The organism is Segnochrobactrum spirostomi (genome assembly GCF_009600605.1).
Lineage (GTDB): Bacteria > Pseudomonadota > Alphaproteobacteria > Rhizobiales > Segnochrobactraceae > Segnochrobactrum > Segnochrobactrum spirostomi.
Genome location: NZ_VWNA01000001.1, coordinates 828,099 through 840,463, shown reverse-complemented (window position 1 = coordinate 840,463; position 12,365 = coordinate 828,099). Strand labels below are relative to the sequence as shown.

Below are 12,365 nucleotides of genomic sequence, written 5' to 3'. Positions count from 1 at the left end.
TCGCTCATCGCGGGCGCTTGAGGCGCGGGTTGACGAGGATCGCGACGACGTCGGCGAGCGTGTTGAGCCCGACATAGGTCGCCGCGAAGACGAGGCCGCAGGCCTGCACCAGCGGCAGGTCGCGCTTGGAGACGGCATCGACCATCAACTGGCCGACGCCGGGATAGACGAACACGACCTCGACAACGACGACGCCGACGACGAGATAGCCGAGATTGAGGGCGACGACCGCGATGATCGGCGCCGCCGCGTTCGGCAGGGCATGGCGCATCACGACCGTGGAGCGGCTCAGGCCCTTCAGAAACGCCATCTCGACATAAGGCGCCGACATCACCGAGAGGATCGAGGCGCGCGTCATCCGCAGCATGTGGGCGAGGACGACGAGGACGAGGGTGAAGGCGGGCAGGGCCACCACCTCGAGCCGGTCGATCAGGCTCATGCCGGAATCGATGGTGGCGAGCGACGGCAGCCAGCCGAGCTGCACCGAGAAGACGATGATGACGACGTAGCCGACGAAGAATTCCGGCACCGAGATCGTCATCAGGGAGAGGATCGAGACGAGGCGGTCGAACAGCCCGCCCTCGCGGATCGCCGAGAGAAGGCCGAGGCCGACCGCGAGCGGAACGGAGACGATCGCCGCGACGCCCGCGAGGAACAGCGTGTTGCCGAGCCGCGGCATCACCTCGGCCACGATGGGGCGCCCGGAGGCCAGCGACGTGCCGAAATCGCCCTCGAACACATGGCCGAGCCAGACGAGATAGCGGTACCAGGCGGGCTGATCGAGGCCGAGCGAGATCCGGATCGCATGCAGCGCTTCCGGCGTCGCCGATTGGCCGAGCAGCGCCGACGCGACGTCGCCCGGCAGCAGGTTGGTGCCGAAGAACAGGAGCGCCGAGATCGCCAGCAGGGTCAGAAGGCCGAGCGCTGTTCGCTCGGCGACCAATCGGATCATGGAACCTCTCGCGGGCGGTGGGCGCCGGGGCAAGCCGCCGGCACCGGGCCTCGGCCGCCGTCGCTCGGACGGCGCGGGACCGTCATGGCGAAACCGGCGGGCTCAAAGTCGGAACGGGCTCATTATGCGCCCATTCCGTCTCGTGCGGGATAGGGTGGGCCACGCGGCGGGTTCGAACGAGCCGCCGCGTCGCGTCACCGCTGTTGAAAAGGGGGGTGCCGTCAGGACGGCATCCACACCTTTTCGCCGATCCGCTGACCCATGAAGTCGAACATCGGGTGCGGCTTCCAGCCCTGCACCTTGGTGGTGCCGGCCTCGATATAGTCGATGAACATCGGGATGAGGGCGCCGCCGTCCTCCCAGATCATCTTCTGGCACTCGCCGTAGAGCTCCTTGCGCTTCGCCTGGTCGAGCTCGGCGCGGGCCTCGATGAGGAGCTTGTCGAATGCCGGCCGGTGCCAATTGGTGTCGTTCCACTTGGCGTCCGACTTGTAGGCGATCGACAGCATCTGGTCGGCGGTCGGTCGGCCGCCCCAGTAGGAGGCGCAGAACGGCGCCTTCATCCAGACATTGTCCCAGTAGCCGTCGGAGGGCTCGCGCTTCACGTCGAGATTGATGCCGGCATCCTTGGCGGCCGCCTGGAACAGGACGGCGGTGTCGGTGGCGCCGGTGAAGGCCGCTTCCGAGACCTGGAGGGTGACCTTGAGGTTTTCCTGGCCGGCCTTCTTCAGGTGGAACTTCGCCTTGTCCGGATCGTAGCCGTGCTGCGGCAGGTCGGCATTGTAATAGGGATTGGTGCGCGGGATCGGCTGGTCGTTGCCGATCGTGCCGTAGCCGTTCAGCACCGTCTTGATGATCTTCTCGCGGTCGATCGCGTACTTGAGCGCGAGGCGGATGTCGTTGTTCTTGTAGGGGTCGCTCTCGCAGTTCATCAGCAGGACGCCGTGCTGGCCGGCCTGCGAGCGGATGACCTGGAACTTCTTGTTGCGCTTGAGGAGATCGACGGTGCGGCCGTCCAGGCGGTTGATGATGTCGACCTGGTTCGACAAAAGCGCGTTGATGCGGGCGGTGATGTCGTTGATGACGATCACCTCGATCGAGTCGACATAGCCGGCGTTCGGCTTCCAATAGGAGCCGGTCTTCTTGGTGATTGAGCGCACGCCCGGCTCGAACTTCTCGAGCTTGTAGCCGCCGGTGCCGATCGGGTTCGCCCAGTCGGTGAAGCCGTTCGGCACCGCGAACAGGTGGTAGTCCGACAGGATGTAGGGCAGGTCGGCGTTGCCGTCGGTCAGGGTGATCTGGATCTGGTGGGTGTCGAGCTTCTTGATGTCGACGATGTCTTCGAGCACCGCCTTCGCCGCCGACTTGGTGTCGCCGCGGTGCAGGTTGATCGAATAGATGATGTCGTCGGCGTCGAGCGACTTGCCGTTGTGGAATTCGACGCCCTTGCGGACGTTGAACACCCAGTCCTTGGCCCCCGGCTTCGGCTCCCAGCTCTCGAGCAGTTCCGGTGTCGCCTTGTTGTCGGCGTCGATCTCAACGAGACCGTTCATGATCTGGTAGGCGATGTTGACCGGCACCCAATCGGTGAAGGTGCGCGGGTCGAGCGTGTCGGTGGTGGCGCCGCCCGACATGCCGAGGCGCAGGGTGCCGCCGGTCGTCGGCGTCGCCGACTGGGCGAAGGCCGGGCTGGCGAGCGAGAGGCCCGCACCGGCGCCGGCGAGCGCGCCGAGGAGGGCGGTGCCGGTCAGGAACTCGCGGCGGTCGAGGCCCCGCGGGCCTTCTTTCAGAATCCGTTCGTCCATCGTCGTGGGTCCTCTGGAATGTTGTGTTTGGACGTGTCCGCGCGGCACGAGCCGACGGACCGTCAGGCAGGATGATAGGAGCGCGCTCCGACGCTGATTTGGCGAAAAGCGACCCCGAAGGTAGCGGTCAGCGACATTTTCATGCGGCGGGGCGACATCCGGGTGCAATTGTTGCGGGAGGCCGGTCGCGGCATTGCGCCCTCATGGCGCGCGCCTTGGGAGGCTCCGGACCGTGGGGCGATCTTTCGAGCGAGGGAGCGGTACGTCAACGCACCTTATTTTCGCTCAAGCATGAGAAAAAGTTATGCGAAGCGAGGCGACTCCGAGGGGCGGGTCGCCGCTGCCGGAAACCGGCCGTCCTCCGACTCTCATCGCTGCGCTTCGCCGAGCCGGGAGCCGGTGTCCAGTGTCTCGAGCGATCCCTAGTGCGCCGCCGCAATGCGGGCCGCGACGAAGTCGGCGAGCGCCGCATAGAGCCGCCGGACGCCCGGGCTCCGCTCTCGGGCCCGCACACAACCGTGCGCCAAGCCGGTGCCGAGCAGCACCTCCGCGGTGCCCCCCGCAGCCTGCACCCGCTCGGCGAACAGATAGGCGTCGTCGCGCAGCGGATCGTGCTCCACGGGTAGTGCGAGCACCGGAGGCAGCCCATCGAACCGATCGGTATCGAGGGGGAAATCGTAGGGGCCCGGCTGCTGCCCGCCGAGATAGGCTTCGACGCAGCCGCGCACTTCCGAGAGCGTTAGCATCGGCGCCTCCGCTTCGTCGTCGCGGGCGGGCGGGGTCGGATCGCGGGCGAGCAGCGGATAGATGAGCGCGAGGCCGGCGAGCGGTGCCTGCCCGCCGTCGCGCAGCGCCATGGCGACGCCGGCCGCGAGGGTGCCGCCGGCGCTGTCGCCCGCGAGCACGAAGGGCAGTCCGCCGATCGCGTCGAAGGGCAGGCGGCCGGCGATCGCCGCCTCGGCCACCGCAAGGCAATCCGCGAAGGCGGCGGGGGCGAGATATTCCGGCGCGAGGCGATAATCGACCGCGATCACCGCCGTCCCCGTCTCGGCCGCGAGCCAGGCGGTGACGATGTCGTGGCTGTCGAGCGAGCCGAGGATGAAGCCGCCGCCGTGAAAATAGAGCACCAGTCCCGTCGGTGCGTCGGGGCCGCGATAGAGGCGGAGCGGGATGGCGCGGGCGTCGACGGCCAGCGCGCTGTCTTCGGCGGTGATGCCGGGCGGGCGCGGTGGCGTCATCCGCGCGGCAAAGGCGTCGTAGAGCGCGCGGGTTTCCGCGATGGGTCGGGTCTCCGCGCCGGGCGGATAAGCGATCTGCGCCTCGGCGATGAAGGCGGCGAGCTCCGGCTCGATCATGGACGATCCCTTGGGCTTGGGGCAGGACTTCAGGGGTGGTGTGCTTGAGGGGCGGAGACGAGAAAAATCACGTTTCGGCCGGCGCGCAAACACATTCCCCTCCCGCACAAATTCCCTCCCCGAACACATGCCCCTCCGTCGTCATTGCCGGCCTTGTGCCGGCAACCCAGGGGCTGCGCGCTCGACGGTTGCCGCCCCTGGCTCCCCGGGACGAGCCCGGGGATGATGACGGAAGGGACGTGCCGGGTCGCATGACGAAGGCGGCCTCTAGGGATGATCATTCAGAGGCAGGTCCGGATCGCGATGTCGAGCCAAGAGGATCGGATACCGCACCACCGTTCTTCCAAGGCTCGACGACCGCCCAATGGAATTGTCGCCCACCGCCTCGGCTTTGTCGCTCCATGACAACTCGCCGCGGCGGCTCGCCCCCTATCATGGACGGCGAACACCCGGCCGAGCGATCCGGGCGAGAGGAGCAGCTTCCATGAATTTCGACGTGTTCGTCACCTGCGCCGTCACCGGCGCGGGCGATACCGTGGGCAAGCATCCGGGCGTGCCCGTGACGCCGGCGCAGATCGCGGATGCCGCGATCGAGGCCGCCCGCGCGGGCGCTGCGATCGCCCACATCCACGTCCGCGATCCCGAGACCGGCAAGGCCTCTCGCGACGTCAAGCTCTACAAGGAAGTGGTCGAGCGCATCCGCGCCTCCGACGTCGACGTCGTCATCAACCTGACCGCCGGCATGGGGGGCGACCTCGTGCTCGGCTCCGGCGAGCGGCCGCTGCCGCCGAACCCCGAGGGCACGGACATGGCCGGTCCGCTCGAGCGGCTCGCGCACGTCGAGGCGTTGCGTCCCGAGATCTGCACGCTCGATTGCGGGACGATGAACTTCTCGCTCGGCGACTACATCATGACGAACACGCCCTCGACGCTCCGCGCGATGGCGGCCCATGTCCAGAAGCTCGGCGTGCGGCCCGAACTCGAGGTGTTCGATACCGGGCACCTCGTCTTCGTGAAGGACCTCATCAAGGAGGGCCTGATCGACGATCCGGCGATGATCCAGCTCTGCATGGGGATCCCCTACGGCGCGCCGGACGATCCGCTCACCCTGATGGCGATGGTCAACCAGATGCCCCCGGGCGCCGTGTTCTCGGCCTTCTCGATCGGCCGCCACCAGCTTCCCTATGCGGCGCTCGCGGCGATCGCCGGCGGCAATGTCCGCGTCGGCCTCGAAGACAACATCTACCTGGAGCGCGGCGTGCTCGCCTCGAACGGCCAACTCGTCGAGCGCGCCGTGACGATCCTGCGGGCGATGAACTGCCGGATCCTGGGCCCGCGCGAGGTGCGCGAGAAGCTCAAGCTCGTGAAGCACGGCTGAGGAGGCGACCATGCGCGACGTCAAGACCATCGGCCTCGTCGGCGGCGGGGTGATCGGGGCGGGCTGGGCCGCCCGCTTCCTCCTCAACGGCTACGACGTGACGGTGTTCGACCCCGATCCGGAGGTCGAACGCAAGCTGAAGACCGTGCTCGCCAACGCGAAGCGCGCCCAAGCCAAGCTGACGCCGGGCGTGGCGCTTCCCGAGGGCAGCCTCACCATCGCCGCGAGTGCGGTCGAGGCGGTGAAAGGCGCAGACTTCGTGCAGGAGAGCCTGCCCGAGCGGGAGGATCTGAAGCGCCGGGTGCTCGCGCAGATCGACGCCGCGCTGCCCGCCGACGCGGTGATCGCCTCGTCGACCTCCGGCCTGCTGCCCACCAATCTCCAGGCCGACATGGCCCACCCGGAGCGGCTCGTCGTCGGCCACCCGTTCAACCCGGTTTATCTTCTTCCGCTCGTCGAAGTCTGCGGCGGCGCCAAGACCGCGCCGGAGGTCGTGCGCGACACCGCGGCGTTCTACGGCACGCTCGGCATGCACCCGCTCGTCGTGCGCACGGAGATCGACGGCTTCATCGCCGACCGTCTGCTCGAGGCGCTGTGGCGCGAAGCCCTGTGGCTCGTCGAGGACGGCGTCGCCACCACCGAGGAGATCGACGACGCGATCCGCTACGGTGCGGGCCTGCGCTGGTCGTTCATGGGCACCTTCCTGATCTACCGCCTCGCCGGCGGCGAGCCGGGCATGCGCCATTTCCTCAGCCAGTTCGGCCCGGCGCTGAAGCTGCCGTGGACCAAGCTGGTGGCGCCTGAGCTGACCGACGAACTCACAGACCGCGTCTCCGCCCAATCCGACGATCAGGCGCGCGGGATCTCGATCCGCGAACTGGAGCGGCTGCGCGACGATTGCCTCGTCTCGGTCCTCTCGGCGCTCGCCGAGCAGGATTATGCCGCGGGCGCGGTGGTGAAGGCGCACCGCGCGGCGCTCGCCGGCCGTGGCCGCACCGACGGCGAGGCGGCTCCGCTCGCTCTCTACCGCACGCAGGTCGCCCCGGATTGGATCGATTATAACGGCCACATGACCGAGAGCCGCTATCTCCATGCGTTCGGGGAAGCGACGGACGCCCTGCTCGCCCACATAGGGGTCGACGATCATTATCTGGCGTCGGGCGGCAGCTTCTACACGGTCGAGACGCACATCATGCATCTCGGCGAGGCGCACGAGGGCGACGGGCTCGCCGTTGCGACCCAGCTTCTCGGCAGCGACGGGAAGAAGCTCCACCTCTTCCACACGCTGACGCGGACCAAGGACGACGTCACCATCGCGACCGCCGAGCAGATGCTGCTCCACGTCGATACCAACGCCAAGCGCGCCGCGCCGGCGCCGGCCGCGATCACCGACCGGCTGATGCCGATCGTCGCCGCCCACGCCGCCCTGCCGCGCCCGGTCTCCGCCGGCCGCCATGTCGGCGCGCCGCGTGGGTAGGGGCGTCGGCTCCGGGCACGCCTCGCGGCGCTCGTGGCCGACGAATTGTCCCGAGCTCTCCTTCTCCCCGCGCGCGGGGAGAAGGTGGCGCAGAGCGCCGGATGAGGGGCCTTCGCCCGATCATCACAAGCTATTGGAATGAATTAGAAAATCCCCTCGGCGGCCCGACCAGGCCACCTTCTCCCCAAACGGGGAGAAGGCAGCGGAGGCGCGGATGCCAGAGGCGGAGACGGCGCGCGAAGGTCGCGTGCCGCCGCTTCGCTCACCACTTGCCGTGACGGGCGATCTCGGCGAGCGGCTTGCGGGTGCGCGGGGCGGTCTCGCGGCTCTTGTAGGGCTCCGGCAGGTTCTCGGCGACGCCCGGCCAGGCGAAGCTCGCCACGACATAGGGCTGGTAGCCGTCCGGAATGCCGAGCGAGGCCGTCAGCTTGGCGCCGTCGAAGCCGGCCATCTGGTGCCAGGCGAGGCCGAGGATGCTCGCCTGGAGCGTCGCCTGGGCCATTGCCTGGCCGAGATCGTAGGGGCCGTAGATGTAGGGCTGGCCCTCGGCGTTCTTCACCTGCGCGATGCCGACGATGAAGCCCGCGGCGTTCTCGTTCCACGGATGGTTGCCCGGCACCAGCGCGTCGAAGATCGCGCTGAAGCCCGGCTCGCCGCGCAGGGCGTAAACGAACGCCCACGGCTGCGCATTCATCGCGGAAGCGGCCCAGCGCGCAGCCTCCAGAATGGTCTCGACGGCCTCGATCCCGACCGGACGCACCGGATCGAAGGCGCGCGCGCTCCAGCGTTCGGCGATGACCTCGTGGATCGGATGCTCGGCGGCAGCGGTCTTCTTCATGGCTGGCTCCAGTTCGCGGTGGGCGCGGACAGGGAGGTGTCCGCATCGTGGGATGGCAAACCGGTAGAACCCGCCGCTTCGGCGCGCAAGCACTCCAGCCGGTGTCCGCAGCGTCTCCCAGCGGTGAACGTCAGCCGAGCCGGGCCGCGGCGGCACGGTCGGCGAGCACGGTCACGGCACCGTGAAGCTGCAAGGCCGACGCCGGGCAGGCGTCCCCGACGGGACCGTGGAGGGCGGCGGCGATCGCCTCGGCTTTCGCCGTGCCGGTGGCGAGCATGAGGATGCGCCGCGCCTCGAGGATCGTCGCGATGCCCATGGTGATCGCCTCGGTCGGCACCGTTTCGCCGGGGCCGAAGAAGCGGCTGTTGGCCGTGCGCGTCTCCTCGGTCAGCGCGACGACGCGCGTCCGCGAGGCGAGCGGCGAGCCGGGCTCGTTGAAGCCGATGTGGCCGTTCGATCCGATGCCGAGCAGTTGCAGATCGATGCCGCCGGCCGCCCGGATAGCCGCCTCGTAGGCCGTAGCCTCGGCGTCGAGGTCGGCGGCCGCGCCGTGGGGCAAGAACGTGCGCGCGGCGTCGATGTCGACATGGTCGAACAGAAGCCGCCGCATCGTGGCCCGGTACGAGGCGGGATGGTCGGGGGAGAGGCCGACATATTCGTCGAGATTGAAGCTCGACGCGTGGGCGAAGCTCACGCCGCCGGCGCGATGGCGAGTGATGAGCGCCGCATAAAGCGGCTCGACCGTGCCGCCGGTCGCGAGCCCGAGCACGCTCGACGGCGCCGACAGCGTCTCGCAGACGAGGTCGCAGGCGCGCCGGCCGACGGCCTCCGCATCGTCGAGGACCTCGATGCGGATCGCGTGATCGGCTCCGGCGAAGGGCTTCATGGCGTCACTCTCTGAACAACAGGCGGGGAGGATGAGCGGGAAGAACCGGGCCGTGGCGCCGCTGTCAAGAGCCGCCCGGCGGGAGGTGTGGGAACCGGCGCCCACGCTCGGCATTCTCCTCTCGCTCCGAGCCGAAGAAGCGCAATGATCGCCGACATTTCGTCCGGAGAGACCGGCGCCGCGCGCCGGTCCGGAGGGCGGGCACATGCGCAACGACGATCAGGTGACAGGCGGCGCGGGCTGGACCGACAGCCCGAGGACCGACGCGACGGGCGAGCGCCCTGGGACGGCCCCGGCGAAGCCGAGCGAGGGGGCCGCGAAGCCGGCACCCGAAGGCGGCGGCGGCACCTGGCATCCGGTCGAGGTCGAGGGCGCCGGCTGGCGCATCGCCGGCGCGACGCTCGCAACCCGCAAGATCCGCCGCCCGCCGATCGGCGGTACCTCGCTCTCCCAAGCGGGGATTCTGTTTCTCGCCGGCCTCGCGCTTCTCGCCGCGCTCGGTTACGCGCGGGATCTCGCGGTGCCGATCTTCGCGGCCTTCGTCATCGGGCTGGTGCTCGGCCCCGTCAATCAGGCCCTGGTGCGCCGCCGCGTCCCCGAACCGCTGGCGGCGACCATCGTCGTTGGCGGGGCGATCGCGCTTCTGCACCTCGCGATCGTCATGTTCGCGCTGCCAATGCAGTCCTGGATCGAGCGGGCGCCCGAGGTCTGGGACGCGCTGGGCAAAAAGCTGCGCCTGCTCCAGGTCGCGTTCGGCCAGATCCAGGATGTTTCGGAATCGATCGGGCGGATCGGCAGCGACAGCAAGACCCGCGAGGTGGTGGTCAAGGGCCCCGGGCTGCTCGGCAGCTTCGCCTCGCTCGCCCCCGCGCTCGTTTCCGAGGTCGTGCTCTTCGTCGGGACGCTGTTCTTCTTCCTCGCCACCCGCAACAGCCTGCGCCGTTCCCTCTTGTCCCTTTGTTTGTCGCGGTCGGCACGGCTGACGGCGGCGCGCATCCTGCTCGACAGCGAGCGCGCGCTCTCCCACTATTTCGGCACCATCACGATCATCAATGTGGTGCTTGGCGTGGCGACGGGCGTTGCCATGTGGGCCCTCGGCATGCCGACGCCGAGCCTGTGGGCCGCGTTCACGGCGGTCGCCAACTTCGCCCCCTTCATCGGGCCGGCGGTGACCTTCGCGGTGCTCGCGGGCGTCGGGCTCGTCACCTTCGACGGCCTGCTCCCGAGTTTGGTGCCCGCGCTCGTCTACCTCGTGCTGATGGTGATCGAGAGCCAGTTCGTGACGCCCGCCGTGCTCGGCCGCCGGCTCGTCATCAACCCGATGCTGATCTTCATCGGCGTCTCGTTTTGGATGTGGATGTGGGGGCCGATCGGGGCCTTCCTCGGCGTGCCCTTCCTCGTGATCGGCTCGATCGCGCTGGGGCGGCTCGCCGGCTGGCGCGACGCCCGGTGAGGAGCGTCGCGCTCTCGGGCGGCTTGCTCTATGGTTCGGCTCGTCCTGAGTCTGACAATAGAGCATCCCCGAGATGACGATCGAAACGCCCGCCCGTCCTTACCGCTTCGGCGTCCTGTCGACCGCACGCATCGCCGTCGAGAAGGTCATTCCCGGCATCCAGCGCTCCCGTCTCGCACGCGTGACCGCGATCGCGTCGCGCGACGGCGAGCGGGCCAAGGCGGCGGCCGGCCGGCTCGGCATCGAGACGGCGTACGGCTCCTACGAGGAGATGCTCGCCGATCCCGAGATCGACGCGATCTACAACCCGCTGCCGAACAATCTCCATGTCGACTGGACGATCAAGGCCGTCGAGGCTGGCAAGGCCGTGCTCTGCGAGAAGCCGATCGGCATGAATGCGGCGGACGCCGAGCGGCTCCGGGCGCTGCCCGCCGACGCCTTCGTCCAGGAGGCGTTCATGGTGCGCTTCCACCCGCAATGGCTGCGCGCCCGCGAGATCGTCCGCTCCGGCGACGCCGGGGCCCTGCGCGCCATCAACATGTTCTTCTCCTATTTCAACGTCGATCCGCAGAACATCCGCAACAGTCCCGAGACGGGTGGCGGCGCGCTTCTCGACATCGGCTGCTACCCGATCACCGCGGCGCGCTATTTCTTCGAGGCGGAGCCGGTGCGGGTGGCGGGCCTCATCGAGAACCATCCGGTGTTCGGCATCGATCGCCTGACCAGTGCGATCCTCGATTTCGGCGACGGGCGGCGTGCCGATTTCACCGTCTCGACCGAGATCGTGCCCTATCAGCGCCTCAACCTGTTCGGCCTCAAGAAGCGCATCGAGATCATGATCCCGGCGAACGCGCCCCAGGCCGAGGAGACGCTCATCGCGGTCGACGACGGCTCCATCCACGGCGGCGGCTCGGCGGTGCTCGAGACGATTCCCGTCAGCGACCAATATGCCGAACAGGCGGATGCCTTCGCCCGCATGGCCCGGGGGGAGGCGCCGCGCCAATACGGCATCGAGAACGCCATCCAGGGCATGAAAATCATCGATGCGATCTTCCGCTCGGCCCAATCCGGCCGTTTCGAAGCGGTGGTGTGACGCACCCCTCTATTGCACTGCACAAGAAACGCCTAAAATAGGTCCTGCATGAAGGGCAATATCCGCCGCATCGCCCGATGCGGACGAACGCCGCCGACGCGCCTCCCGTGCGCCGGCGACGGTTTCGGGAAGGCTCGGTGTCATAGAAGCCCGTACGGGCGGCCTCCGTCCGCGCGGCAGGAGAGTCCAATCCTTTGAAATTCGAGCGGTTCGTCGACTGGCCCGATCAGGCGGGCAGGCGGTCGCTCGCGGTCTGAAACGTGGATCCGCGCAAGGCCGACGACGGGCCGGCTGTCGCCGCCCGGACCGGACCGATCTCGGATCGAGACGGAGATGAACATGGCTCGCTTAGCATTGGTCACCGGCGGCGTGAGCGGCATCGGGGCCGCGATCTCGAAGCTGCTCAAGGCGTCGGGGTACCGCGTCGTCGCCAATTATTTCGGCAACGAGGCGGATGCCCAGGCCTTCCACGCCGAGACCGAGATCCCGGTCCGTACCTTCGACGTCGCCGATTTCGAGGCGACCCAGACCGGCATCGCCGCCATCGTCGCGGAGTTCGGCCCGGTCGAGGTGCTCGTCAACAATGCCGGCATCACCCGCGACAGCTCGCTCCACAAGATGACGCTCGAGCAGTGGCGCAGCGTCATCGAGGTCGACCTCGGTGGTTGCTTCAACACCTGCCGCGCGGTGATCGAGAGCATGCGCGAGCATCGCTTCGGCCGCATCGTCAACATCAGCTCGATCAACGGCCTGTCCGGCCAGTTCGGCCAGACCAATTATTCCGCCGCGAAGGCCGGCGTGATCGGCTTCACCAAGGCGCTCGCGCTCGAAGGAGCCTCGCGCGGCATCACCGTCAACGCCATCGCCCCCGGCTATACCGGCACGACGATGGTGAAGGCGGTGCCGCAGGCGATCCTCGACGAGATCGTCGCCGACGTGCCCGTCGGCCGCCTCGCGACGCCTGAGGAGATTGCCCGCGGCGTCCTCTTCCTCGTCGGCGAGGAAGCCGGCTTCATCACCGGCGAGACGCTGTCGATCAACGGCGGCCGCTACATGCACTGACGGCGCCAGGGTCGGGCCAGCGCCACCCCGCCACGGCGCCGGCCCGACCTCGATGCGGCCTCGTCG

10 protein-coding genes are annotated in these 12,365 nt (G+C 68.6%); 5 read left to right on the top strand and 5 right to left on the bottom strand.

The window, feature by feature from the left end; all coding sequences use genetic code 11:
• Positions 1-4: 4 nt before the first annotated feature.
• The 3 genes from F0357_RS03755 to F0357_RS03745 all read right to left on the bottom strand — a co-directional run bounded on the left by F0357_RS03755 (position 5) and on the right by F0357_RS03745 (position 4,112).
• Positions 5-952 carry an ABC transporter permease gene (locus F0357_RS03755; protein WP_153478919.1) on the bottom strand — a complete coding sequence of 316 codons (948 nt, stop codon included), beginning with the start codon at positions 950-952 and terminating at the stop codon, positions 5-7.
• 221 nt (positions 953-1,173) lie between these two features.
• Positions 1,174-2,757: an ABC transporter substrate-binding protein gene (locus F0357_RS03750; protein WP_153478917.1), complete on the bottom strand. Its 1,584-nt coding sequence runs from the start codon at positions 2,755-2,757 to the stop codon at positions 1,174-1,176.
• A gap of 422 nt (positions 2,758-3,179) precedes the next feature.
• Positions 3,180-4,112 carry an alpha/beta hydrolase gene (locus tag F0357_RS03745; protein ID WP_153478915.1) on the bottom strand — a complete coding sequence of 311 codons (933 nt, stop codon included), beginning with the start codon at positions 4,110-4,112 and terminating at the stop codon, positions 3,180-3,182.
• 484 nt (positions 4,113-4,596) lie between these two features.
• Between F0357_RS03745 and F0357_RS03740 the strand changes: the two genes are divergently transcribed.
• Both F0357_RS03740 and F0357_RS03735 read left to right on the top strand, forming a co-directional pair.
• Complete coding sequence (locus F0357_RS03740; RefSeq protein WP_153478913.1) at positions 4,597-5,490, top strand: beta-keto acid cleavage family enzyme; 894 nt, start codon at positions 4,597-4,599, stop codon at positions 5,488-5,490.
• A gap of 10 nt (positions 5,491-5,500) precedes the next feature.
• Entirely contained in the window at positions 5,501-6,967 is a 1,467-nt protein-coding gene (locus tag F0357_RS03735) for a carnitine 3-dehydrogenase (RefSeq protein ID WP_153478911.1), read from the top strand.
• A 262-nt stretch (positions 6,968-7,229) separates the two neighbouring features.
• On the opposite strand, the gene F0357_RS03730 is transcribed toward F0357_RS03735, so the two are convergent.
• Both F0357_RS03730 and nagB read right to left on the bottom strand, forming a co-directional pair.
• Positions 7,230-7,805 (bottom strand): nitroreductase family protein, encoded by a 576-nt coding sequence (locus F0357_RS03730; RefSeq protein WP_153478902.1) that lies wholly within the window; start codon positions 7,803-7,805, stop codon positions 7,230-7,232.
• A 130-nt stretch (positions 7,806-7,935) separates the two neighbouring features.
• The gene (gene nagB, locus F0357_RS03725) at positions 7,936-8,691 is read right to left on the bottom strand and encodes a glucosamine-6-phosphate deaminase (protein WP_153478899.1); all 756 of its coding nucleotides are present in this window, start codon (positions 8,689-8,691) and stop codon (positions 7,936-7,938) included.
• A 205-nt stretch (positions 8,692-8,896) separates the two neighbouring features.
• Here nagB and F0357_RS03720 point away from each other — a divergent pair, with 205 nt between their 5' ends.
• The 3 genes from F0357_RS03720 (at position 8,897) to phbB (ending at position 12,299) form a co-directional block, all read left to right on the top strand.
• Positions 8,897-10,144, top strand: a complete 1,248-nt coding sequence (locus F0357_RS03720) for an AI-2E family transporter (RefSeq protein ID WP_153478895.1) — start codon at positions 8,897-8,899, stop codon at positions 10,142-10,144.
• A 73-nt stretch (positions 10,145-10,217) separates the two neighbouring features.
• Complete coding sequence (locus tag F0357_RS03715) at positions 10,218-11,237, top strand: Gfo/Idh/MocA family protein (RefSeq protein WP_153478894.1); 1,020 nt, start codon at positions 10,218-10,220, stop codon at positions 11,235-11,237.
• 339 nt (positions 11,238-11,576) lie between these two features.
• Complete coding sequence (gene phbB / locus F0357_RS03710) at positions 11,577-12,299, top strand: acetoacetyl-CoA reductase (protein ID WP_153478893.1); 723 nt, start codon at positions 11,577-11,579, stop codon at positions 12,297-12,299.
• Positions 12,300-12,365: the final 66 nt, after the last annotated feature.

Coding starts and splice junctions, on each gene's coding strand:
- nagB (WP_153478899.1), bottom strand. CDS start 8,691: ATGAAGCCCTTCGCCGGAGCCGATCACGCGATCCGCATCGAGGTCCTC.
- phbB (WP_153478893.1), top strand. CDS start 11,577: ATGGCTCGCTTAGCATTGGTCACCGGCGGCGTGAGCGGCATCGGGGCC.
- F0357_RS03735 (WP_153478911.1), top strand. CDS start 5,501: ATGCGCGACGTCAAGACCATCGGCCTCGTCGGCGGCGGGGTGATCGGG.
- F0357_RS03755 (WP_153478919.1), bottom strand. CDS start 952: ATGATCCGATTGGTCGCCGAGCGAACAGCGCTCGGCCTTCTGACCCTG.
- F0357_RS03720 (WP_153478895.1), top strand. CDS start 8,897: ATGCGCAACGACGATCAGGTGACAGGCGGCGCGGGCTGGACCGACAGC.
- F0357_RS03740 (WP_153478913.1), top strand. CDS start 4,597: ATGAATTTCGACGTGTTCGTCACCTGCGCCGTCACCGGCGCGGGCGAT.
- F0357_RS03750 (WP_153478917.1), bottom strand. CDS start 2,757: ATGGACGAACGGATTCTGAAAGAAGGCCCGCGGGGCCTCGACCGCCGC.
- F0357_RS03745 (WP_153478915.1), bottom strand. CDS start 4,112: ATGATCGAGCCGGAGCTCGCCGCCTTCATCGCCGAGGCGCAGATCGCT.
- F0357_RS03715 (WP_153478894.1), top strand. CDS start 10,218: ATGACGATCGAAACGCCCGCCCGTCCTTACCGCTTCGGCGTCCTGTCG.
- F0357_RS03730 (WP_153478902.1), bottom strand. CDS start 7,805: ATGAAGAAGACCGCTGCCGCCGAGCATCCGATCCACGAGGTCATCGCC.